We start from the raw sequence: 21973 nt of genomic DNA, 5'->3' as shown, positions 1-21973 counted from the left end.
CTAAGCTCTATAAGGCTTTCCGTGCTTTTATTTCTGAACATCGCTCAATTACTTTTATATATTGGCGGCCTAGCTCTCATTGGCCAAGGGTTGTTGTATGTTTTAACTGGAGTAAAGCGGGAAACCAATCTCTTTTATCAGCTATTCCAAATCGTGAATAAGCCATGGACAAGTGTGGCGCGTTTTATCTCGCCAAAGCAAATTGCGGACCATCAAATTCCGTTTGTTGCCTTCTGTATTGTCGCGGTCTTATACATTGCTGTGACCCTGGCCAAAATTGAGCATTGCGTCACGATTGGGGTTGAGCTATGTCAGTAAGCCACAATTTACGCTGGTATCTCTTTAAGTGGCGAGCCTCTGCATTCATCCTATTTGGCTTGCAGCAGCAAGCAATGATGGTGTTTGAAGAAATGCTGCGTGAATACCCAAATGATCCCTATGTACTCTCGAGCCTTGCTTATTTAAAAACTCAAGCAGGGGATAAAGAGGGCGCAATCGCTTTTTATAAAAGGGTTGTACAGCGCTCAGATGCCCCAGCCTACTCTTGGTACAACCTTGCTTACTTACAAGAAGAATTGGGTCAAGTGGAGGATGCCGAGTTCAGTTTTCGTAAAGCGCTCAAGCTAGACGAGAAGATGGATCTAGCCTGGTACGGATTAGGGCTAACCCTAATTCAGCAGCGTCGTTTTGATGAAGCCATCAAGGCTTTGAAGAAAAATACTCAGCTTCAGCCCATGAGTCCCTATGGTTGGTACCAATTAGCAAGGGTTTATGTGGATCGCCAAGAACCCGAAGAAGCAGTAAAAATCATCAGGCATTTAAAAGAATTTGAGCCGAAATTTGCTAAGCAGTTGGAGCGGGAGACTGGTCTAACTGCTTAGCACAATGAAGTAGAAGTACGAAGTTTGATGTAGATGTTTTTAATAACCTAAGGAGAAACTGTTATGCAATTAACAGAATCGCATAAACAATATTGGTCAAAGAACCTACGCATATCAGCTCTGCTGTTGGCGATTTGGTTTATTGTGACCTTTGTTGTTGGCTATAACGCGCGGGACTTAAATTTCAATTTCTTTGGTTGGCCCTTTAGTTTTTGGGTTGGAGCCCAAGGAGCATTGGTAATTTATGTGCTGATCATTGCTTACTACGCACACTACATGAATAATCTTGATAAAGAATATGACTGTGCTGAAGTGGAGGAAGATTAATCATGGCTGGAATGACACCTGGTGATGGTAGTGTTTTTGGCGGCGGCGGCAGTAATGCCGACTTTAAAAAGAAGCTAAACAAAGTCTATGGTTTTTATACCCTCGGCTTCCTTGCATTTGTAGTTATTCTTGGAATTGCTGAAGCAATGGGAATGGCTCGCGCCACCATTGGTTACGTTTTCCTTGGCGCAACCGTGTTGCTTTATGCCGGTATCGGCGTAATGAGTCGAACAAATGATGCTGCAGAATACTATGTAGCTGGTCGACGAGTGCCCGCGGTTTACAACGGTATGGCAACAGGCTCGGACTGGATGTCGGCAGCGTCGTTTATCGGTATGGCAGGTACTTTGTACCTCACTGGTTACGGCGGCTTAGCCTTCATTATGGGTTGGACTGGTGGCTACTGCTTAGTGGCATTGTTCTTGGCACCATACCTGCGTAAGTTCGGTCAATTTACGATCCCTGACTTTTTGGGCGCTCGTTATGACGGTAACTTACCTCGCTTCATTGGTATTTTGGCAGCGATTCTGGTCTCGTTCGTATACGTGGTTGCGCAGATTTACGGTGTTGGTTTGATTACCACCCGTTTGGCTGGCGTACCATTTGAGATTGGTATTTTCTTAGGCTTGGCTGGTATTTTGGTTTGCTCGTTCTTGGGTGGTATGCGTGCCGTGACCTGGACACAGGTTGCACAGTACATCATCTTGATCATTGCTTACATGATTCCAGTGCTCTGGTTATCCATGAAGCAAACTAGCTTCCCAATTCCACAACTGATCTATGGTCAGCAATTGGAAAAAGTGACCGCTAAAGAAGCTGAGCTCATCAAGGATCCGAAAGAGCTGGAAGTCCGTGCAATTTTCAAAGCACGTGCTGATGCACTTGCTGAGAAATTAAAGGATGTGCCTGCTGCCTTAGCTGCCGACAAGGCTGCTGCGGAGAAGAAAGTGGCTGATCTGAAAGCAGCGAATGCGCCTGCCGAAGAAATTGCTGCTGCTGAAAAAGCGTTAGCTGCCGTTCCAAAAGATGCGGAAGCTGCAAAGAAGGCTTGGACAGCGCAACGCACCAGCGCGAATAATCGTTCGAACCCATTAGCGAACATGCCACGGCATGCACAGCAGTTTGCTGGCGATCCGAATGGTGATGAGAAGGCTCGCACCGCATTTGATACATCGCGTCGTAATTTCTTAGCGTTGATCTTCTGTTTGATGTTAGGTACTGCGGCATTGCCACACATCCTGATGCGCTTTTACACCACACCATCGGTGAAAGCGGCGCGTGAGTCTGTGACCTGGTCGCTGTTCTTCATTTTCTTGCTCTACTTCACTGCACCTGCCTTGGCAGTCTTGGTGAAATACGAGGTCTTCACGGTCTTGGTGGGAACGCCGTTTGATAAGCTACCAGCCTGGATTGCAGCGTGGTCGAAAGTTGACCCATCCTTGCTCTCCGTTGCTGATATCAATAAGGACGGTATCTTCCAATTGGCTGAGATGACCATTGGTGGTGACATCATCGTGTTGGCGACCCCAGAAATTGCGGGCTTACCATACGTGATTTCCGGAATGGTGGCAGCGGGTGGTTTAGCTGCTGCGCTCTCAACTGCTGACGGCTTGCTGTTGACCATTGCAAACGCTTTGTCCCATGATTTGTACTACAAGATGATCGATCCAAACGCACCTGCTTCACGGCGCGTAGCGATTTCGAAAGCCTTGTTGTTGGTCGTGGCCTTAGCGGCTGCCTATGTGGCTGCCCAAAAACCAGCAGACATTCTGTTCTTAGTAGGTGCGGCGTTCTCCTTTGCTGCAGCCTCATTCTTCCCAGCACTTACCTTGGGTATTTTCTGGAAGCGTGCAACTAAAGCAGGTGCTTGTATTGGTATGGTGGCTGGTCTTGCAATTACCTTCTACTACATGGCAACCACACAACCATGGATGCGCGGAATTTTTGGCGTTACTTCCCCAGTTGAACTCTGGTGGGGTATTCAGCCAATCTCTGCCGGCCTCTTTGGTGTACCGGTTGGCTTTGCAGTGATTATCTTGGTGAGCTTGGTAACCCCAGCTCCACGCAAAGATATTCAGGAGTTAGTCGATCACGTGCGTTACCCAACGCTGCGTGGCGATACGTTAAATACACAAGCCAACTAATCAAGTTTGATGTAGTCTGAAACCCGCTCTTTGGAGCGGGTTTTTTTATTCCTCCTTGTGAAAAATGGGGTTTGTGCAAGGGTCATAAAACTCCTCTATGCTTGGTGGCATGAAATGGTCTCTTTATCCAACCCTTTGTCTTGCGCTTGCCCTTTTGGGGCCAAGCTGGGTATTTGCGAATGCGTCCAGTACCAAATCCCCGGTTTATCGCTACATTGAGAGCGCTAGCCTCCAGGGTCAGGGCCGACTCACATTTTGGGGTTTTGACGTCTACGACGCCCGCTACTATGTGGCTGATCCCAAAGGCCAAAATGGCTTTGCCTTGGAAATTCATTACATTCGATCCTTTAAAGGTGCTGATTTAGCCAAGCGCACGATCGATGAAATGACCCGCTTAGGTGTTTCTGAAAAGCAGCGCACGATTTGGTTGCAAAGCCTCGAGAAACTCTTTCCAGATATTGCCTCGGGTGACACCTTAGTTGGCATTCATCTTCCCGATCGTGGTACTTTATTCCTGCACAATGGCAAACCAATTGGTGATATTCCTGGCGATGCATTTGCCAAAGCCTTTTTTGGAATCTGGCTTGATGAGCGCACCAGCGTACCGAAGTTACGTTCCGCACTGATTGCGACTCGTTGCCCTCCTGCTTTAATTGCTGCAAACTGCCCGAATCCTTAATTCTTCACTTGGTGCTCATTATGTTCACTAGACTCAAGCGTCTACTAACCATTTCTTTGATTTCTGTTCTAACTCTTGGTTTGGTTTCTTGTTCAAGCCCAAGTGTGCAGATGTATAGCAAAGAGGTCCCCAAGTTGGATTTGGCAAGCTACTTTGATGGCGAGATTGATGCCTACGGAATCTTTACCAATCGCAGTGGCGAGGTTGTTAAACGCTTTAAAGTCCTCATTAAAGCCAAATGGGAAGTCAAGGATGGCAAAAAGGTTGGTGTTTTGGATGAAGATTTTGTTTACTCCGATGGTACTAAGCAAAAGCGTATTTGGACGCTTACTGAGGTGGCCCCTGGCCGTTACAGTGGAACAGCCAGTGATGTGATTGGCGAGGCGGTGGGCGAGTTAGCGGGCAATGCGCTCAATTGGCGCTATACCTTGGCCCTGCCAGTGGACGGTAAAACCTATCACGTGCAATTTAATGATTGGATGTATTTGATGGACGATAAGGTGATGCTCAATAAAGCTGAAATGAGTAAGTTCGGGATTTATTTGGGTGAGGTCACCTTAGCTTTCTATAAGCGCTAGATTGAAGATTGTGAATCTAGCAATTACTCGGGGTACTTGGCGCAAGATCTGGAACTTTGTTTTGTTCCAGCTTGGTTGGTTTGCTTGCATCTTGGGTGCTGCTCACCATCAATTGGGTTTAGCACTCGCGATCGCACTCCTTTGTATCGGGGTTTATCTGTGGTTACATCGAAATGCCCGGAGTGAACACGAGCTACTGCTCAAAGTATTCATTTATGGCCTAATTGCTGACACGATTTTGGTTCAACTGGGCTGGATTCAGTTCGAATCCGATTTTCCATTTGCGGCAATTTCACCGGTTTGGATGTGGGCGCTATGGCTGGTCTTTGCCACCACCCTAAAAGAGTCGATGTCTTGGCTACAGGGAAAAAATAGCTTAGCCGCTGTATTGGGCGCAATTGCTGGGCCTCTATGCTATGAGGCGGGGGTACGCCTTGGGGCAGCAACTTGGCCAAACTCGGAGACACAGGTTTTTGCTCTGGTCTACTTGGCCGTTGTTTGGGCGATTGCGATGCCGGTATTTCTATACTTCGCTAAAGAAAAGTAATATTTATATATAAATCAAATACTTATAAGTAAATAAGTACTTACTTAACTGAATATAAAGCCAATCGTACCAATAAATCAGAAATGCCTACTTGCAAACAATACTGTTTTTATATACAGTAAGCGTACAGTATGAATTTCAGGAATTAAGCAAGCAAAACCGAACCGATATCTAGAAAAGGATGGCCATGGACGACAAGAAAAAATCAGCCTCATCAGAGTTTGCAGGGATGAGTGGCGAGAAGCAAAAAGCACTGACGGCTGCCTTGGCCCAAATTGAAAAGCAGTTTGGTAAAGGCTCGATCATGCGTCTTGGCGATGCAGAAATTAATCAGGATATTCAGGTGGTATCGAGTGGCTCCTTGGGGCTTGATATTGCTCTGGGCGTCGGCGGCTTGGCACGTGGGCGTGTGATTGAAATCTACGGCCCAGAGTCCTCTGGCAAAACTACATTAACACTGCATGCCGTAGCTGAAATGCAAAAGCTCGGCGGCACCTGCGCATTTATTGATGCCGAGCATGCATTGGATGTGCAATATGCCGCTAAGCTGGGCGTGGATGTCAACAATCTATTAATCTCTCAACCCGATACCGGTGAGCAGGCATTGGAAATTGCCGATGCGCTAGTACGCTCAGGTTCAATTGATTTAATTGTGATCGACTCGGTCGCAGCCTTAGTTCCAAAGGCTGAGATTGAAGGCGACATGGGAGATTCATTGCCAGGCCTGCAGGCACGACTGATGAGCCAAGCCTTGCGTAAGTTAACGGGCACGATCAAGCGCACCAATTCCATGGTGATATTCATTAACCAAATTCGGATGAAGATTGGTGTGATGTTCGGCTCCCCCGAAACTACCACTGGCGGTAATGCCCTTAAGTTCTATGCCTCAATGCGTCTTGATATTCGTAGAATCGGTAGCATTAAAAAGGGTGATGATGTGATCGGTAACGAGACCCGTGTGAAGGTTGTGAAGAACAAAGTATCCCCACCATTCCGCGAAGCGATCTTTGACATCATGTATGGCTCGGGCATTTCTCGTGAAGGTGAAATCATCGATATGGGCGTTGAGGCTGAGATCGTTGAAAAATCCGGTGCCTGGTATAGCTATAACGGCGATCGTATCGGTCAGGGTAAAGATAATGTGCGCGAGTTCTTAAAAGAGAATCCTGAGATTGCGAAGGAGATCGAAGCGAAGATTCGGCAAAAGCTCGGCGTTAAGAGTGGCGGCACTCTCATTAGTGAGACCCTAGACGATGAGGAGATCGAATCCGCGAGCGCTTAATGCCAGGATCAGATCACGCTTCTAAACAAAGCCCGAGTCTCAAAGCTCGGGCTTTGCGCCTTTTATCGCGACGCGAATATAGCCGTCATGAGTTGGCGCAAAAGTTAGCGCGTTTATCCAGTCAGGCAGATGACAGTCCACCGGCTGACCTTGAAGAGCAAATTACCCAGGTCTTGAATGACTTTGAGGCCCGGGGCTGGCTATCCGATGAACGGTATGCTCAGGCCCTCGTGCGACGGCGCAGTCAGCGCTACGGTTTGCGCCGTGTGGCTGATGAGTTGCAGCGGGCCGGCATAGAGCCCGGCATGATTGCAGAGCTAAGTCATGAGCTAAGCACCTCGGAATTTGAGCGTGCCCAGGCCTTGTGGGCTCGTAAGTTTGGTGAGATTTCCTTGGACCCAAAGGAGCGTGCCAAGCAGTATCGCTTCTTGGTTTCAAAAGGCTTTAATCCAGAGCTTGTCAGCCGATTGATCAGCGGTCGCACCCCCTCCAAATAGCCAATTTGGTGCAGTGAAAATGTTAGACTTATGGGTCTTTTGAGGGCGTATTAAGCCTTTTTTGCCTTGATTTGGGTCAATGACCCAAGGGCCCCATCAAGGAAAATAGCTTTTCACGCTGGCGTTGAAATTTAATCATTCCAGGAGCTGTTATGAAAATTCATGAGTACCAAGGCAAAGAGATTCTGCGCCAATTTAATGTACCGGTACCCAATGGTATTCCAGCGTTTAGCGTTGATGAGGCAATCGAAGCCGCGAAGAAGTTAGGCGGTCCAGTTTGGGTTGTGAAAGCACAAATTCATGCAGGTGGCCGTGGCAAAGGCGGTGGCGTGAAAGTCGCCAAGAGCATGGATGAAGTGAAGCAATACGCCAGCGCAATTTTGGGCATGCAATTAAAAACCCATCAGACTGGCCCCGAAGGACAAAAAGTACGTCGTTTATTGGTTGAAGACGGCGCTGATATTAAGAAAGAGTACTACCTCGGAATTTTGACCGACCGTGCTACGCAAAAAGTAGTCGTAATGGCCTCAAGCGAGGGCGGTATGGATATCGAAGAGGTTGCTGAAAAGACTCCTGAGAAAATTATTAAAGTATTTGTTGATCCATTAGTTGGTTTAACCGATGCGCAGTGCGATCAACTCAGTAAAGGCATTGGCGTTCCTGAGGGCTCACAAGCCCAAGCTCGTGGGGTATTGAAGAACCTCTACAAAACCTATTGGGATACCGACGCATCTTTGGTGGAAATTAATCCACTCATTCTGGAGGGCAATGGAAATATCAAGGCTCTTGATGCGAAATTTAACTTTGATTCAAATGCGCTCTATCGCCATCCTGAAATCGTGGCCTACCGTGATGTGGATGAAGAGGATCCTGCTGAAATTGAAGCATCTAAATTTGATCTTGCCTACATTTCCCTTGATGGCAATATTGGTTGTTTAGTCAACGGCGCAGGCTTGGCGATGGCAACGATGGACACCATTAAATTATTTGGTGGTCAGCCAGCGAACTTTTTAGATGTAGGCGGTGGCGCAACAGCAGAGAAAGTGACTGAAGCGTTCAAGATCATGCTCAAAAACAAGAGCGTGAAAGCCATTTTGGTTAATATTTTTGGCGGCATCATGCGTTGCGATGTGATTGCCGATGGCGTAGTGACTGCGTGTAAAGCAGTCAATTTATCTGTTCCTTTGGTGGTTCGGATGAAGGGTACCAACGAAGAGTTAGGTAAAAAGATTTTGGCTGACTCGGGATTACCCATCATCAGTGCTGATTCCATGGCTGAGGCGGCAACGAAAGTTGTTGCAGCTGTGCAAGGTAAGTAAGCGACCATCTAATTTGAGGAAATCACTATGTCAATTTTGATAAATAAAAACACACGCGTTATTACCCAAGGGATTACTGGCAAGACCGGACAGTTCCATACGGAGAAGTGCCAAGAATACGCGAACGGTAAGAACTGCTTTGTGGCTGGCGTCAATCCTAAAAAAGCTGGCGAATCGATTTTTGGGATTCCGATTTTTGGAACCGTGAAAGATGCAGCCAAAGAAACCGGTGCTACGGTTTCGGTGATCTACGTTCCACCTCCAGGCGCTGCTGCAGCGATTTGGGAAGCGGTTGAGGCCGATCTCGATTTGGTTATTTGCATCACTGAAGGAATTCCGGTGCGCGACATGCTCGAAGTTCGCAACAAGATGCTACAAAAAGAAGCCAAGGGCGGTAAGAAAACTTTGTTATTAGGCCCGAATTGCCCTGGTTTGATTACTCCTGAGGAAATCAAGATCGGCATCATGCCCGGTCACATTCACCGCAAAGGTCGCATTGGGGTTGTGAGTCGCTCTGGCACCCTAACGTATGAAGCCGTGGGGCAGTTATCTGCGATTGGGCTTGGCCAGTCAACCGCGGTTGGCATTGGCGGAGATCCCATCAATGGTTTGAAGCACATCGATGTGATGAAAATGTTTAATGAAGACCCTGAGACAGATGCGGTCATTATGATCGGCGAAATTGGCGGTCCAGACGAGGTTGAGGCGGCGCGTTGGTGCAAGACCAATATGAAAAAACCCGTTGTGGGATTCATTGCAGGCGTGACAGCGCCTCCAGGCAAGCGCATGGGTCATGCGGGCGCGTTGATTTCCGGTGGTGCTGATACCGCGGATGCCAAATTAGCAGTGATGGAAGAGTGTGGCTTTAAGGTCACCAAAAACCCTTCTGAGATGGCGACTTTACTAAAAGCAATGATTTAGTTTGTGAATTCAGTTGTAATGGCAGGCGATGTTGAAATGAAATGTTTGGGTAAGTAGTTATAACAATTAGAGGAAGACATGGAACTTTTAGCAATGATTGACTGGTCGGTCGTGATTCAAATCATCATCATCGACCTTTTATTAGGTGGTGATAATGCGGTCGTGATTGCATTGGCTTGCCGTAATTTGCATCCAAATCAACGTAAGAAGGGCATCATTTACGGTACCGCTGGCGCGATTATTTTGCGCGTCATCTTAGTCGCGTTTGCAGTGACCTTACTGCAAATCCCGTTCTTAAAACTCGTTGGTGGCGCATTACTCTTGTGGATTGGTTACAAGTTGATGGTTCAGCACGATGAGGAAGAGCACAACTTAGATGCGCCAGACAAATTGTTTGCTGCAATTAAGACCATCATCGTTGCCGACATCGTGATGAGCTTGGATAACGTATTGGCGATTGCTGGCGCCGCAGGACAGGTGGATGATGCATCCCATCAAATTGGTTATGTCGTGTTCGGCTTGATCGTTTCTGTGCCGATCATCATCGCTGGTAGTAAGGTGGTTCTGTTCTTGATTGATCGCTTCCCATTGATTGTGACAGCGGGTGCCGGCCTCTTGGGCTGGATTGCTGGCGGCATGATGGTGACCGATCCTGCCATTGTCAAGCAGTTTGGCGAGGGCATGGCCGGATACTCCACCATTGCTGGTATCACAGGTGCAGTTGCTGTGATGGCTTTTGGTGAGTTGATGAAGCGTCGTGCTAAAAGTAAATCCAAAGCTGCCTAAGCACTGATATTAAAATCAAGGATTACTGACAACCAATAAACCCCTCTGCGATGGATTTCTGTCCGAAGATAGAGGTCCATCAAGGAGGGGATTTTTTATGTATACACATCAAGAAGTAAAAGACGATCAACGGGGATTCACATTAATTGAAGTCATGGTCGTTGTGGCCATTATTGGCATCTTAGTTGCCGTTGCGGTGCCACAGTATCAGGATTACATAGCTCGTGGGCGAGTTGTCGAAGGATTAAATCTGGCATCTAGCGCCAAATTGGCAGTAACCGAGGCATACGCTAGCAAAGGACCAAGCCCAATGGATCGAGTGACCCAAGAGTCTTTTTCATTTACCCCAACGCGCAGCGTGAAAGAAATTGAGATTTTGCCAAGCGGGGCGATTGCCATTGATTACCAAACATCGGTAGCGCCCGATGGTAAAAACAGTTTGATTTTGATTCCGACCAATGAGCCGGATGTCGCTGCGCCCCGAGCAATCGATCTCTCACAAAGTAATTTAGTGACTTGGTCGGGTGGCTGGTCGTGCCGTTCGGAGCAAACCAATCTACCCGCTAAGCTCTTACCGGCAGAGTGCCGCGTAGGCAAGTAAGTTATTCGATTGGGGCGAGCGTTTAGTTCGCCTTCCAACCCCCCGATTTGCCACCGCTCTTTTCAAGTAATTTGATATCGCTCATCACCATGCCACGGTCCACGGCTTTACACATGTCATAGATTGTGAGTAGGGCGATTTGGGTGGCGGTGAGTGCTTCCATTTCAACACCAGTAGGCCCCGTGGTCTCGGCTCTGGCTTGACAATAAATTGTGTGGCTGGATTGATCGGATCGGAACTCAATGCTCACATGGGTGAGTGCAATTGGGTGGCAGAGGGGGATAAGATCAGCTGTTTTCTTGGCTGCCTGTATTCCGGCGATTCGGGCAATGCCAAGTACATCCCCCTTTTTATGACCACCCGACTCGATCAGTTCATAGGTGTTAGGATTCATTTGAATACAGCCAGTGGCAATGGCTACCCGGTGGGTAGATGCTTTATCGCCAACATCGACCATATGCGCTTGGCCACTGGAATCAAAATGCGTTAGTTTGTTCATACAAGAGGTTTTACCATATAGACATGGGGAAGCAAGTAAAACGAATCGTTGCTTTGTACTTGAGCGGGGTCTTAAGTGTCTCCTCCTTCGCCCAGCAGCCAGGGGTGTCAGTTACCCAAGACAACGCAGCCAAGGAGAACCTTGGGCGGGTGATTCAGTCACCGGAAGCGCGCTCAGCCAATTTACCCTCCCGAAATACTTTGCAATCGCAACCCGTCTTGGTGTTGCCCGATATGGGTGATCCTGGTGGGGATGCTCTAAGCCCCTTAGATGAACGCAAGATTGGTGAGCAGATCATGCGTGAGATTCGTAGGGATCGGGATTTTTCCAATGATTGGCCCATCTACGATTACCTCAACTCGATGGAGCGACGCCTCATGCAAGCTGCGCGACGCTTGCAACTGGGTGGAGCAAATGCCCAAGGCAGTGCCGCATACGACTATGAGGTATTTGCGGTAAAGGACCCATCGATTAATGCGTTTGCATTGCCCGGTGGATTTATCGGTTTTCATACGGGGCTCTTAATTACTGCGGAGACCGATTCAGAGGTTGCTTCGGTAATGGGTCACGAGATTGGCCATGTATTGCAACGTCACTTGGCGCGCTCTTTAGAGCGTCAAGGTACTAATTCCATCATCGCCTTGGCCGGCATTGTGCTGGGTGCGTTGGCAGCCGCTAGTAATCCTGGCGCTGCTGCCGGCCTAATCACGGGTGGCCAAGCACTTGCGATTCAAAATCAACTCTCGTATTCACGGGATGCAGAGCGCGAGGCCGATCGAATTGGTTTTCAGATCTTGCAAGCGAGTGGTTACGATGTGAATGGGGCACCCGCATTCTTTCAACGATTGCAAAAGGCTTATGGAATCATGGATAGTGGTGTACCTGGGTATTTGCGCACCCATCCCTTAACCACCGATCGAATTGCCGATATGCAAGACCGGGCAAGGACGGTTGCACAAAATCGGGTACCCAGTGCGCTCGAGTTCTATCTCATTAAAGCTAGAGCGCGCGTCGAGCAGAGTGGGAGTACCAGTGGATTATTTGATCTGCGTAATTTATTTGAGAGTTTGAGTAAGCAGACTGCGCCAGAAAAGCAAATGGAAGGTTTCTATGGTTTAGCTTTGATTGCCCAGCGTCAGGGGCGCTTTGATCAAGCTGAAGGTTTTTTACAAAAAGCTCGGGCCGTAGCACAAAATGTTTTGGCACCAGGTTCGCCTGTGCAGCGTCAGAGTTTATCCTTTGATTACACGGCATCTGAGTTAGCGCTTGCGCGAGGTAGGCCCGAGGAGGCCTTGCAGTATGCCCAAAATGCGGCCAAGGCAGATCCGTTCTCATTCTCTGCGGCCGTGGCGACGGTCAATGCAGAACTGCGTTTGGGTCGAGCTAATGAGGCTATTGCTCTATTGCGAGCGAAGACTAAAGCACAGCCGAATGAGACCATCTGGTGGGATTTATTGGCGCGTGCGTATGACCAAGATAAAAAGATTGGTTTACGGCATTACGCACTTGCTGAGAAGTTCGCCACCGAAGGAGCTTGGCCATCGGCGATTGAGCAGCTCAAAATTGCACGCTCGGCCGCCGGCAATGATTTTTATCTGGGATCCGTGATTGATGCGCGATTGCGCGTGTTTCAGAATCAATACCGCGAAGAGCAAAAAGAGCAAAAAAAGAGTTAGTGCAGCTCGTGCTGATCGCTCGGAAACTCAAAGTCATCATCGTGAGAGCGACTGGCATGTAAATGGGCAATGCGCCAGCCTTTGCCGTCTTGCATGAGGACCAGGGTGATATTAATCATGAAGTCGGCTTCAATTTGGTTATTCTTAAAATAGACCGCCTCGGTTGAATCAAATACTGCAGCGCTCACAGTAATGTGTTCAATGCAAGCGATCGGTTCTAAATAGAGAGGCCTGGCGAGCATGCGCTCCAGCCCCGCACGAATCTCTGCATGACCGCTTAAGCGATTACCTTCTGGTAGCACACAAGTAATTGAGTCGTCATCGAGCCATAAGGCAAGGGCTCCTTCGACGTCCCCTTGGCGCAAGGTCTCGCGCCAGGCGTCAATCACTGCATCGGGATTCTGAAAAAGTCGTGCAAAGCGCGGCATAAGAAATTTATTGAGCCTTTAATGGTGTAAGCATACTGTAGACGCGTTGCGAATCGATCTGATTTAAACAATTGAGATGCCCAAGAGGGCAAGTGCGTTGATAGCAGGGGCTGCAGTCTAATCCGAGCCAGATGACTTGGGCTTTTGGGGATAAGGGTGGCGTGTGCTTGGGATTGCTCGAACCAAAAATAGCAATTTGTGGAATCGAAAGAGCCGCGCCAATATGCATAAGACCCGAGTCGTTACTGATGAGGGATGTGCATTGTGCGATGAGTGCCATCGATTGGTCTAAGCGAATCGCGCCGCACCAATTGTGGATGCGATCAGATCGATTGGCAGCTTGCACAATTTCTTGACCAAGTACATGATCCGCTTGGCTTCCCAAAATAATAATCTTCGCGTCGGGGTTGCCTTCCAAAATCTGGTTCGCCAATTGCGCAAAGTGACTTGTTGGCCATCGTTTTGCAGAGCCGTATTCGGCGCCAGGAGCAAATACATAAAGAGGTACGCCGCCGATCTCTTCGATCTTGCCCTTGCCCCATTGGGCAAGAGTTGGATCAATGCTTAATTTTGGTAATGGCAGATTTTGAAGATTGCTTGTTTGGTCTAGCGCGCTACCTAATAATTTTGCATAGTGCTCCATCATGGGCGTACGCGCTTGGCGTGATGGATTGGGCAATGAAACATTGATCAAGCCAAAGCGAAACTCACCTTGGTAGCCAATCCGTTTTGGGATGCCCGCGAGCCACGGGATCAGTGCTGACTTCATGCTATTTGGTAGCACAAATGCCATCTCATAACCTTGTTTCTTGAGCTCACGCGCGGTTGATTGTCGTAGGCTCCACTGCAGAGCGCCGTGCTGAAAATCACGCTCAATAATTGTTTCAACTGCAGGACAGGCGCGGTAGATAGGGCCTACCCATGGGGTGCACAGGACATCAACACTGGAATTGGGAAATCTAGAATGAATGAGGGTGATGAGCGGCAAGGACATAACCGCATCCCCAATCCAATGTGGGGCGATAACGAGGATGCGTGGCATAGCGAAGCCCCGTTTGGAGCCAATATCAGTGGCCGTGGGGTTCGGTACCAGGAATCAAGTGATATTCAGTGCCGCAATAGGGACATTTCACCTGACCGGTAGCAAGAATATCCAGAAAAACACGTGGGTGATAGTTCCAGGCTGGAGTATCTTTGGTTGGACAATGCAGCGGCAAGTCATTGCCGTGAACCATGACCGCATTCAGTTCGTTTAAATCACTCATAGCAATCTAAATTTAGACAGTGGTTAACCAAGCACGGTAGCGATCATTGCGACCGTATACCGTATCGAAAAAGACATCCTGAATTTGTTTGGTGATCGGACCGCGTTTACCATCGCCAATGGTTCGGTCATCCAGCTCCCGAATGGGAGTAACTTCAGCGGCGGTACCAGTAAAGAAGGCTTCATCTGCCGAGTACACCTCATCACGGGTGATGCGTTTTTCTCGAACCTCAAACCCTAAGTCTTTGGCAATGCGGATGATCGAGTCTCGGGTAATACCATCAAGGCAGGAGGCAAGATCAGGGGTAAACACAATGCCATTACGAACCATGAACATGTTCTCGCCTGAACCCTCAGAGACGTAGCCTTCGGTATCCAATAGGAGGGCCTCATCGTAGCCATTGGCAGCCACTTCTTGATGCGCCAAGATGGAATTAATGTAGTACCCAGAGGCTTTTGCACGAACTAAGGAGGAGTTTACGAAGTGGCGGGTAAAGGATGAGGTTTTGACGCGTATCCCTTTGTTAATGCCATCTTCGCCAAGGTAAGCGCCCCATTGCCATGCTGCAATTGCCGTATGTACTTTATTGCCGGTTGGCGAAATACCTAATTTTTCTGAGCCAATGAAAATAATGGGGCGGATATAGCACGAGGCCAACTTGTTATCGCGCACCACTTGAAGAATCGCTTGCGCAATTTGCTCTTCGCTGTAATCGATTTTCATCTGGAAAATCTTTAGGCCGTTAAAGAGGCGCTTGACATGCTCGGCCAAGCGAAACACTGCCGTGCCATTTTCGGTCTTGTAGGCACGAATACCCTCAAAGATGCCCATGCCGTAGTGAAGGCTATGCGTTAGCACATGAATATTGGCATCCCGCCAGGGGACCATCTTGCCATCGAACCAAATAACTCCATCGCGGTCAGACATCGACATCATTAGCACCTTTATGTTGTGGCGGGCTTGCGGATTATTTATGCAATTTAGCCCTAAAGCCTTATTGTAGAGCAGAGGAATCGCCCGGTCTGAAGCCCAATGAGCCAGGCTTTCTATAATCGGTTCATCTATGGATTTCGCACGCCTGACTGTTAAATTGCCTTACTTGGGCTGGAACCAGCAACAGCAATCGGCGTGGCGTGATGGACTGAAAACCATGTCTCGCTCGGCTCTTGCCATCTTTAGTTGGGGGGTGGTGACCGGCTTGGCGATGGGTAAATCGGTCCTAAGCACTGAGCAGGCACTGGCGATGACTTTATTCGTCTTTGCGGGCTCTGCTCAGCTTGCCGCCCTTCCGCTGATTGGGGCCGGTTTTTCTGTCTTTACGATTCTGATTACTGCATTCATCGTGAACTTGCGTTTTGTGATTTTTAGCATTGGCGTGCAAGCCCACTTTTCGCATTTACCCGCATGGCGCAGAGCCATCTTGGGGTATTTCACAGCGGATTTTGGGTACTTGATGTACACCAGCCGCTTTCCCGAGGTGCAAGCGGTGACCGAGCGTAAAAAAGATTCGTATTACCGCACTCACTTTATGTATGGACTTGCCACCGGCAATTGGGGTATTTGGCAAGCTGGTTCAATTCTTGGCATCTTGGGCGCAAGTCAAATCCCAGATGATTGGGGCATGGAATTTGCTGGGACCTTGGCCTTAATTGCAGTGATTGTCCCAATGCTGGATCATCGAGCAGCCCGCTGGGCGGCGATTGTTGCTGCGATTGTCGCTATCCTGACCTATAGTTTGCCGCTCAAGCTGAATTTGACAGTTGCCATTTTGGCAGCGATCGTAGTTGGCATCTTGGCCGACCGCTCACCTAAGGCAATGCGATGAGGCCGGATTCCTTAGGCGCTTTGGAGATCGCCTTGGTGATTGGGGGGATGGCCCTCGTGACCCTTCTAACTCGGGCTTTCTTTGTATTCTTGGGCGCGCGCGTTCAAGTGCCCGAGTTGGTTCTGCGAGCGATTCGATATGCACCCTTGGCTGCGATTGTGGGGATTGTTGCGCCTGAGCTGCTTTTACCCCCAGGAGCAGTCGAAATTAGCCAAATGGACTGGAAATCCCCCAATCTTTGGGGTGGATTAGCAGGTTTTGTGGTGTACTTCTGGACTCGGCAGATGCTGCCAACCCTTATTTTGGGTATGACTGTGTTTAGTTTGGTGCGTTACTGGCTCTAAAATGGAACTCACACTTCAAATACTCTAATTTCTCCAAAATTAATAGTCTATGTCCACCACCTTGCTTCATGTAAAGCGCCTTAGTGATCTCGCAGCATCTGGTCAGCTCAAAGGTAAGCGGGTATTTATCCGTGCTGATTTGAACGTCCCTCAAGATGAGGCTGGCAACATTACCGAAGATACGCGGATTCGGGCATCGATCCCGGCGATTCAGATGTGCCTGGATGGCGGAGCAGCGGTGATGGTGACTTCTCATTTGGGTCGGCCTAGCGAAGGAGTGTTTAAGGCCGAAGATAGTTTGGCACCAATTGCCCATCGCATTGCGGAGATCCTCAATCGTAAAGTTCCATTAATTAGTAATTGGGTTGATGGCGGATTTGAACTAGCACCAGGTGATCTGGTTCTTTTGGAGAACTGTCGGGTCAATGTAGGCGAGAAAAAGAATGCCGATGAATTAGCCAAAAAAATGGCTGCCTTATGCGATGTCTACGTCAATGATGCATTTGGCACGGCGCATCGTGCTGAAGCCACGACGCATGGTATTGCCCGGTTTGCCAAGGTTGCGTGTGCTGGCCCCTTGATGGCTGCTGAGCTCGATGCTTTGAGTCGGGCCTTAGCAGAACCAAGAAGGCCACTAGTTGCCATTGTGGCGGGCTCCAAGGTATCAACCAAATTAACCATTCTGAAGTCGCTCGCCGAGAAAGTTGATGAATTAATCGTGGGCGGTGGGATTGCTAACACCTTTTTATTAGCCAAAGGCTTCAATATTGGTAAGTCGCTGGCTGAGCCAGATTTGGTCAATGAAGCGAAAGAAATTATTGCGCTCATGGAAAAGCGAGGGGCGCGAGTACCGATTCCTGAGGACGTGGTGGTTGCCAATGAGTTATCGCCATTAGCCAGAGCCAATCGGGTGCCAGTCGACGAAGTGGCGCCAGACGACATGATTTTGGATGTTGGCCCTAAAACAGCTGCACAACTATCGATGATGTTGGCGCATGCCGGCACGATTGTTTGGAATGGCCCCTTAGGCGTTTTTGAAATCGATCAGTTTGGCGGCGGCACCAAAATGATTGCAGCAGCCATTGCCCACTCACCCGCATTCTCGATTGCTGGTGGTGGCGATACCTTAGCAGCTATTGCGAAGTACGGTATCGAGAATCAAGTCGACTACATTTCAACCGGAGGCGGGGCGTTCTTAGAGTTTCTTGAGGGCAAAACCCTGCCTGCATTTGCTGTGCTTGCAGAGCGCGCGAAGGAGTAATCATGCAACGAGCTACCAAAATTATTGCCACGCTAGGGCCGGCATCCGAGAAGCCCGAGGTCTTGCGCGATATGATTCGTGCGGGGCTCAATGTGGTTCGCCTTAATTTTTCACACGGAACCGTCGCCGATCATCGGGCGCGCTATGACTTAGTACGTCAGATATCCAAAGAGCTCGATCGTGAAGTGGGCATTATGGCTGATTTGCAGGGCCCGAAGATTCGGGTGGGCAAGTTTGCCAATGGAAAAGTCATTCTTCAAGAGGGCGCCCGCTTCATCCTAGATGTCAACTGCGAGCTTGGCAATGAAGAGCGGGTGGGGTTGGACTATAAAAATTTGCCAAACGATGTTCAAGCGGGTGATCGACTCTTATTAAATGACGGGTTGATTGTCTTAGTAGTCGACCAGGTCAAGGGCGGAGAAATTTACACCCGCGTGGAGAGCGGCGGCCCTTTATCGAACAACAAAGGCATTAATCGTGCCGGCGGCGGCTTAACAGCACCGGCTCTTACCGAGAAAGACATTGCTGATTTAGATGCTGCGATTTCCATGGGAATTGATTTCTTGGCGATTAGTTTTCCCAAGGATGGGGCCGATATGGCATACGCCCGCAAGTTAGCGGACGCAGCAAGTGCTAAGCATGGCAAAGGCAAAGCGCGCTTGATTGCTAAAGTGGAGCGAGCTGAGGCGATTGTTACCGAAGCCCTGCAAAGCATTATTGATGAGAGCGATGGCATCATGGTGGCGCGTGGTGATTTGGCAATTGAGGTTGGGAATCCGGCCGTGCCAGCATTGCAAAAGCGTATGATTCGAATGGCTCTAGACGCTAATAAATTTACGATCACTGCGACCCAAATGATGGAGTCGATGATTAGTGCTCCAGTACCCACTCGCGCTGAGGTGAGCGACGTAGCGAATGCAGTATTAGATGGCACCGATGCGGTGATGCTCTCAGCAGAATCAGCCACCGGTCAGTTTCCGGTGAAAACGATTGAGCAGATGGCTGCGATTTGCATTGAAGCAGAGAAGTCTGAAGTGGTCCACTTGGACACGGACTTCTTGGACCAGCGCTTTGAACGAATTGATCAAGCGATTGCCCTTGGCGCACTCTTTACAGCCCACCATCTCAACGCCACAGCAATTGCAGCTTTGACTGACTCCGGCTCAACGCCGATTTGGATGAGTCGACATAATATTCGGGTACCCATATTTGCCTTAACGAGTCGTGTGGAAACCCAGCGGGCCTTAAGCACGTATCGTAATGTCAGACCCTTTAGTATCGGCAAGGGAGTCGATCGAGAGGCGGCTTTGCTTCAGGTTGAGGAGCGCTTAAAGAAGTTAGGGGTTGTGAAATCAGGTGACACGATTGTTTTAACGATTGGTGAGCCCATGGATCAGCCTGGTGGCACGAATACCTTGAAAATCATTAAAGTTCGTTAATCATGAATGCCTTACACACCACTTCGATTTCCTCGTTGCCATTAGTGTCGCGAGGTAAGGTACGCGATGTATATGCGATTGATCAGGATCGTTTATTGATGATTACGAGTGATCGTATCTCCGCGTTCGATGTGGTGATGCAAGAAGCCATCCCTGAGAAGGGTGTTGTGCTCAATCAAATGAGTAATTTTTGGTTTTCTCATTTGGCCCACGTCATTCCAAATCACTTGACTGGTATCGACCCCGCCACTATGGTGAGTGCTTCTGAAGTTGATCAAGTGCGTGGTCGAGCGGTAGTTACGAAGCGCTTAAAACCCATTTTGGTTGAGGCAGTTGTTAGAGGGTATTTGGCGGGCAGTGGTTGGAAAGACTATCAGGAGACGGGTTCCGTTTGTGGAATTGCCTTGCCCAAGGGAATGAAAAATGCACAGGCACTACCAGAGCCCATTTTTACTCCTGCAGCGAAAGCCGAGATGGGTCACCACGATGAAAATATCTCTTATACAGAGGTTGAGCGTCGCATTGGAAGTGAGTTAGCCAAAAAGATTAAGGACACCAGTATTCGTTTGTATACCGAGGCTGCAGACTATGCACGTCGGCGCGGAATCATTATTGCGGATACAAAATTTGAGTTTGGATTAGATACTGCGGGACAGTTGGTATTGATGGATGAGATCCTAACGGCCGACTCTTCTCGATTTTGGCCCGCAGATACCTATCAAGTTGGCTCCAATCCACCCTCATTTGATAAGCAATTTCTGCGCGATTGGCTCGAGTCTGTCAGGATTGAGGGCCAAGCTTGGAATAAGACTGCGCCAGCCCCTCATTTACCCGATGAGATTATTCGTAAAACGGCAGAAAAATACCGTGAGGCATGGCAGCGCCTAACCCAGTGATAGGGACCTAGACCCCTTTAAAGACTGCGATAATACAAATTTAAGATTCTTGGAGTATTCATGACGAGTCCGGTCATCGTAGGCGTGGTAATGGGATCCAATTCCGATTGGGATACGATGCAACACGCGGTCCAGATGCTTGAACATTTTGGGATTGCCTATGAAAAACAAGTTCTGTCTGCCCATCGCATGCCCGATGAAATGTTCGCTTACGCTGAATCTGCGCAGGCACGGGGCTTGAGAGCCATCATTGCTGGAGCAGGCGGTGCAGCTCATTTGCCCGGAATGCTGGCATCTAAAACGATTGTGCCGGTGTGGGGCGTGCCTGTTCCCAGTAAATATTTGCGAGGAGAGGATTCCTTATATTCTATTGCGCAGATGCCTAAAGGCATTCCGGTAGCAACGTTTGCGATTGGCGAGGCTGGCGCAGCAAACGCAGCCTTACATATTGTCGGCATGCTAGCGCATTCCGATCCAGGGCTAGCAAAAAAATTGCATGCGTTTCGTGAGGAGCAAACCCAAGCTGCCCGCGCAATGAAGTTACCTTAAGTTGCCCAATCTGAACGCATGATGAGTTCATCGCATAGTACTAATTTGAAGCATCAATCCGCAATTCTTCCACCGGCATGGCTTGGTATTTTGGGTGGCGGTCAATTAGGACGCATGTTTGTGCACGAGGCGCAATCCCTAGGCTATAAGGTTTGCGTCTTGGATCCCGATCCCTTGAGTCCGGGGGGCGCTGTTGCAGAAAAGCACCTTTGCGCTAATTACGATGATGCAGCTGCTTTACAAGAAATGGCAGCACTTTGCGCAACCATTAGCACTGAGTTTGAGAATGTTCCTGCGAAGACCTTAGACTATTTTGAAGAACAAGGAATCTTTGTTGCTCCCCGTGGCTCTTGTGTTTCGATTGCGCAAGACCGAATTGTGGAAAAGCAGTTTTTAGAACAATGCCAACGCCTCTCTGGGATTGGCCCAGCTCCCCATGCAGTGATTCGTTCAGAAAGTGATCTTGCACAACTGCCCGATCATTTATTTCCAGGGATCTTAAAGACCGCGCGCTTAGGTTATGACGGCAAGGGACAGGTCACTGTTCATCAACGCAATGATCTAACGAAGGCTTGGCACGATTTAGGTCGTGTGGCTTGCGTACTTGAAAAACGGATGCCGCTAGCATTTGAGGTTTCGGCATTAGTAGTGCGTGGTCACGATGGGCAATGCGTTGCGTATCCGATTTCGGAGAACGTTCATCGAAACGGGATTTTGCATACCAGTACCGTTCCATCCCCATCTCTTCTGGCGAGCTTAGTACCCAAAATCATTCATGCGAGTCAGTTGATTGCTAAAGAAATGGGCTATGTCGGCGTTTTGTGCGTGGAATACTTTGTGTTAGACGATCAAACCGTGATCGCGAACGAGATTGCGCCAAGGCCCCATAATTCGGGGCATTACACCATGGACGCTTGTGTAACCAGTCAATTTGAACAACAAGTGCGAGCTATGGCGCGCCTACCCTTAGGGGATGTACGTCTACTAACCAATGTCTCCATGCTCAATATTTTGGGTGATGCGTGGTTTAGTTCTGGGGCGACGCAAGAGCCTGCCTGGAATCGAGTACTCGATCATCCCAGTGCTAAATTGCATTTGTATGGCAAAGCAAGCCCCAAGCCTGGGCGCAAAATGGGTCATATTAATTGCTTAGGTCATACCATTGAGGAAGCAAAGCAAGCGTGTGCGGAAGTTGCCACTCATTTGGGGATTGATCCTTAAATTTGGTA

The 21973-nt window shown here is 48.8% G+C and carries 26 protein-coding genes; 21 read left to right on the top strand and 5 right to left on the bottom strand.

Annotated features, from left to right (window positions below; genetic code table 11):
- Positions 1–21: 21 nt before the first annotated feature.
- The 13 genes from QUE64_RS07845 to QUE64_RS07785 all read left to right on the top strand — a co-directional run bounded on the left by QUE64_RS07845 (position 22) and on the right by QUE64_RS07785 (position 10562).
- Complete coding sequence (locus QUE64_RS07845) at positions 22–318, top strand: hypothetical protein (protein ID WP_108509036.1); 297 nt, start codon at positions 22–24, stop codon at positions 316–318.
- Complete coding sequence (locus tag QUE64_RS07840; RefSeq protein ID WP_286223499.1) at positions 309–881, top strand: tetratricopeptide repeat protein; 573 nt, start codon at positions 309–311, stop codon at positions 879–881. Before QUE64_RS07845 ends, QUE64_RS07840 begins: the two co-directional genes overlap by 10 nt.
- 63 nt (positions 882–944) lie before the next feature.
- Positions 945–1208, top strand: coding sequence for a DUF4212 domain-containing protein (locus tag QUE64_RS07835; protein ID WP_286223498.1), 264 nt, complete (start codon positions 945–947; stop codon positions 1206–1208).
- A gap of 2 nt (positions 1209–1210) precedes the next feature.
- Entirely contained in the window at positions 1211–3352 is a 2142-nt protein-coding gene (locus QUE64_RS07830) for a sodium:solute symporter family protein (RefSeq protein WP_286225213.1), read from the top strand.
- A 109-nt stretch (positions 3353–3461) separates the two neighbouring features.
- On the top strand, positions 3462–4031 hold the full coding sequence (locus tag QUE64_RS07825) for a chalcone isomerase family protein (RefSeq protein WP_286225212.1): 570 nt from the start codon (positions 3462–3464) through the stop codon (positions 4029–4031).
- Between the two features lie 20 nt (positions 4032–4051).
- On the top strand, positions 4052–4609 hold the full coding sequence (locus QUE64_RS07820) for a DUF3833 domain-containing protein (protein ID WP_286225211.1): 558 nt from the start codon (positions 4052–4054) through the stop codon (positions 4607–4609).
- A gap of 10 nt (positions 4610–4619) precedes the next feature.
- A complete protein-coding gene (locus QUE64_RS07815; RefSeq protein WP_286224765.1) occupies positions 4620–5156 on the top strand; it encodes a DUF2878 domain-containing protein in 537 nt (178 codons plus the stop codon).
- A 187-nt stretch (positions 5157–5343) separates the two neighbouring features.
- Positions 5344–6438, top strand: a complete 1095-nt coding sequence (gene recA, locus QUE64_RS07810; protein WP_234409737.1) for a recombinase RecA — start codon at positions 5344–5346, stop codon at positions 6436–6438.
- A complete protein-coding gene (gene recX / locus QUE64_RS07805) occupies positions 6438–6935 on the top strand; it encodes a recombination regulator RecX (protein ID WP_286223494.1) in 498 nt (165 codons plus the stop codon). Before recA ends, recX begins: the two co-directional genes overlap by 1 nt.
- A 152-nt stretch (positions 6936–7087) precedes the next feature.
- The gene (gene sucC, locus QUE64_RS07800; protein ID WP_286225210.1) at positions 7088–8254 is read left to right on the top strand and encodes an ADP-forming succinate--CoA ligase subunit beta; all 1167 of its coding nucleotides are present in this window, start codon (positions 7088–7090) and stop codon (positions 8252–8254) included.
- Between the two features lie 27 nt (positions 8255–8281).
- On the top strand, positions 8282–9175 hold the full coding sequence (gene sucD / locus QUE64_RS07795; RefSeq protein WP_108509027.1) for a succinate--CoA ligase subunit alpha: 894 nt from the start codon (positions 8282–8284) through the stop codon (positions 9173–9175).
- A gap of 78 nt (positions 9176–9253) precedes the next feature.
- Complete coding sequence (locus tag QUE64_RS07790; RefSeq protein ID WP_286223492.1) at positions 9254–9961, top strand: TerC family protein; 708 nt, start codon at positions 9254–9256, stop codon at positions 9959–9961.
- A gap of 97 nt (positions 9962–10058) precedes the next feature.
- A complete protein-coding gene (locus QUE64_RS07785) occupies positions 10059–10562 on the top strand; it encodes a pilin (RefSeq protein ID WP_286225209.1) in 504 nt (167 codons plus the stop codon).
- Positions 10563–10584: 22 nt separating this feature from the next.
- Here the strand turns inward: QUE64_RS07785 and moaC are convergent, their stop codons facing one another.
- Positions 10585–11061, bottom strand: a complete 477-nt coding sequence (gene moaC / locus QUE64_RS07780) for a cyclic pyranopterin monophosphate synthase MoaC (protein WP_286225208.1) — start codon at positions 11059–11061, stop codon at positions 10585–10587.
- 23 nt (positions 11062–11084) lie between these two features.
- Between moaC and QUE64_RS07775 the strand changes: the two genes are divergently transcribed.
- On the top strand, positions 11085–12737 hold the full coding sequence (locus QUE64_RS07775; protein WP_286225207.1) for a M48 family metalloprotease: 1653 nt from the start codon (positions 11085–11087) through the stop codon (positions 12735–12737).
- Here the strand turns inward: QUE64_RS07775 and QUE64_RS07770 are convergent.
- The 4 genes from QUE64_RS07770 to QUE64_RS07755 are packed head-to-tail and all read right to left on the bottom strand — an operon-like array spanning position 12734 to position 15363.
- Positions 12734–13165 carry a nuclear transport factor 2 family protein gene (locus QUE64_RS07770; RefSeq protein WP_286223488.1) on the bottom strand — a complete coding sequence of 144 codons (432 nt, stop codon included), beginning with the start codon at positions 13163–13165 and terminating at the stop codon, positions 12734–12736. The genes QUE64_RS07775 and QUE64_RS07770 overlap by 4 nt on opposite strands.
- Positions 13166–13172: 7 nt before the next feature.
- On the bottom strand, positions 13173–14207 hold the full coding sequence (gene waaF, locus QUE64_RS07765; protein ID WP_286225206.1) for a lipopolysaccharide heptosyltransferase II: 1035 nt from the start codon (positions 14205–14207) through the stop codon (positions 13173–13175).
- Between the two features lie 25 nt (positions 14208–14232).
- A complete protein-coding gene (locus QUE64_RS07760; protein WP_286223486.1) occupies positions 14233–14430 on the bottom strand; it encodes a zinc-finger domain-containing protein in 198 nt (65 codons plus the stop codon).
- 12 nt (positions 14431–14442) lie between these two features.
- Entirely contained in the window at positions 14443–15363 is a 921-nt protein-coding gene (locus QUE64_RS07755; protein WP_286224764.1) for a branched-chain amino acid transaminase, read from the bottom strand.
- 130 nt (positions 15364–15493) lie between these two features.
- On the opposite strand from QUE64_RS07755, the gene QUE64_RS07750 reads away from it, so the two are divergent.
- From QUE64_RS07750 to QUE64_RS07720, 7 genes are all read left to right on the top strand, one after another.
- The gene (locus QUE64_RS07750; RefSeq protein WP_286225205.1) at positions 15494–16255 is read left to right on the top strand and encodes an AzlC family ABC transporter permease; all 762 of its coding nucleotides are present in this window, start codon (positions 15494–15496) and stop codon (positions 16253–16255) included.
- On the top strand, positions 16252–16599 hold the full coding sequence (locus QUE64_RS07745) for an AzlD domain-containing protein (protein WP_286223484.1): 348 nt from the start codon (positions 16252–16254) through the stop codon (positions 16597–16599). Before QUE64_RS07750 ends, QUE64_RS07745 begins: the two co-directional genes overlap by 4 nt.
- Before the next feature lie 61 nt (positions 16600–16660).
- Positions 16661–17860: a phosphoglycerate kinase gene (locus QUE64_RS07740; RefSeq protein ID WP_286226206.1), complete on the top strand. Its 1200-nt coding sequence runs from the start codon at positions 16661–16663 to the stop codon at positions 17858–17860.
- A 2-nt stretch (positions 17861–17862) separates the two neighbouring features.
- Positions 17863–19299 (top strand): pyruvate kinase, encoded by a 1437-nt coding sequence (gene pyk, locus QUE64_RS07735; RefSeq protein WP_286223483.1) that lies wholly within the window; start codon positions 17863–17865, stop codon positions 19297–19299.
- 2 nt (positions 19300–19301) lie between these two features.
- A complete protein-coding gene (locus QUE64_RS07730; protein WP_458574683.1) occupies positions 19302–20195 on the top strand; it encodes a phosphoribosylaminoimidazolesuccinocarboxamide synthase in 894 nt (297 codons plus the stop codon).
- A gap of 60 nt (positions 20196–20255) precedes the next feature.
- Entirely contained in the window at positions 20256–20744 is a 489-nt protein-coding gene (purE, locus tag QUE64_RS07725) for a 5-(carboxyamino)imidazole ribonucleotide mutase (RefSeq protein WP_286225204.1), read from the top strand.
- Positions 20745–20762: 18 nt separating this feature from the next.
- Positions 20763–21965, top strand: a complete 1203-nt coding sequence (locus tag QUE64_RS07720; RefSeq protein ID WP_286225203.1) for a 5-(carboxyamino)imidazole ribonucleotide synthase — start codon at positions 20763–20765, stop codon at positions 21963–21965.
- Positions 21966–21973 lie beyond the last annotated feature (8 nt).

It is taken from the genome of Polynucleobacter sp. HIN7 (assembly GCF_030297595.1).
In the GTDB taxonomy this organism is placed as follows: Bacteria; Pseudomonadota; Gammaproteobacteria; order Burkholderiales; family Burkholderiaceae; genus Polynucleobacter.
Note: the sequence above shows the minus strand (reverse complement) of the source record. Positions and strands in the feature narration are given on the sequence as shown.

Bases quoted from the DNA above. Each gene is read 5' to 3' on its own strand.
- QUE64_RS07760 (WP_286223486.1), bottom strand. From the start codon at position 14,430: ATGAGTGATTTAAACGAACTGAATGCGGTCATGGTTCACGGCAATGAC.
- QUE64_RS07830 (WP_286225213.1), top strand. From the start codon at position 1,211: ATGGCTGGAATGACACCTGGTGATGGTAGTGTTTTTGGCGGCGGCGGC.
- QUE64_RS07770 (WP_286223488.1), bottom strand. From the start codon at position 13,165: ATGCCGCGCTTTGCACGACTTTTTCAGAATCCCGATGCAGTGATTGAC.
- QUE64_RS07820 (WP_286225211.1), top strand. From the start codon at position 4,052: ATGTTCACTAGACTCAAGCGTCTACTAACCATTTCTTTGATTTCTGTT.
- QUE64_RS07720 (WP_286225203.1), top strand. From the start codon at position 20,763: ATGATGAGTTCATCGCATAGTACTAATTTGAAGCATCAATCCGCAATT.
- QUE64_RS07730 (WP_458574683.1), top strand. From the start codon at position 19,302: ATGAATGCCTTACACACCACTTCGATTTCCTCGTTGCCATTAGTGTCG.
- QUE64_RS07745 (WP_286223484.1), top strand. From the start codon at position 16,252: ATGAGGCCGGATTCCTTAGGCGCTTTGGAGATCGCCTTGGTGATTGGG.
- QUE64_RS07825 (WP_286225212.1), top strand. From the start codon at position 3,462: ATGAAATGGTCTCTTTATCCAACCCTTTGTCTTGCGCTTGCCCTTTTG.
- QUE64_RS07790 (WP_286223492.1), top strand. From the start codon at position 9,254: ATGGAACTTTTAGCAATGATTGACTGGTCGGTCGTGATTCAAATCATC.
- recA (WP_234409737.1), top strand. From the start codon at position 5,344: ATGGACGACAAGAAAAAATCAGCCTCATCAGAGTTTGCAGGGATGAGT.
- QUE64_RS07755 (WP_286224764.1), bottom strand. From the start codon at position 15,363: ATGTCGATGTCTGACCGCGATGGAGTTATTTGGTTCGATGGCAAGATG.
- QUE64_RS07750 (WP_286225205.1), top strand. From the start codon at position 15,494: ATGGATTTCGCACGCCTGACTGTTAAATTGCCTTACTTGGGCTGGAAC.
- purE (WP_286225204.1), top strand. From the start codon at position 20,256: ATGACGAGTCCGGTCATCGTAGGCGTGGTAATGGGATCCAATTCCGAT.
- waaF (WP_286225206.1), bottom strand. From the start codon at position 14,207: ATGCCACGCATCCTCGTTATCGCCCCACATTGGATTGGGGATGCGGTT.
- sucD (WP_108509027.1), top strand. From the start codon at position 8,282: ATGTCAATTTTGATAAATAAAAACACACGCGTTATTACCCAAGGGATT.
- QUE64_RS07785 (WP_286225209.1), top strand. From the start codon at position 10,059: ATGTATACACATCAAGAAGTAAAAGACGATCAACGGGGATTCACATTA.
- QUE64_RS07840 (WP_286223499.1), top strand. From the start codon at position 309: ATGTCAGTAAGCCACAATTTACGCTGGTATCTCTTTAAGTGGCGAGCC.
- QUE64_RS07775 (WP_286225207.1), top strand. From the start codon at position 11,085: ATGGGGAAGCAAGTAAAACGAATCGTTGCTTTGTACTTGAGCGGGGTC.
- pyk (WP_286223483.1), top strand. From the start codon at position 17,863: ATGCAACGAGCTACCAAAATTATTGCCACGCTAGGGCCGGCATCCGAG.
- moaC (WP_286225208.1), bottom strand. From the start codon at position 11,061: ATGAACAAACTAACGCATTTTGATTCCAGTGGCCAAGCGCATATGGTC.
- recX (WP_286223494.1), top strand. From the start codon at position 6,438: ATGCCAGGATCAGATCACGCTTCTAAACAAAGCCCGAGTCTCAAAGCT.
- QUE64_RS07835 (WP_286223498.1), top strand. From the start codon at position 945: ATGCAATTAACAGAATCGCATAAACAATATTGGTCAAAGAACCTACGC.
- sucC (WP_286225210.1), top strand. From the start codon at position 7,088: ATGAAAATTCATGAGTACCAAGGCAAAGAGATTCTGCGCCAATTTAAT.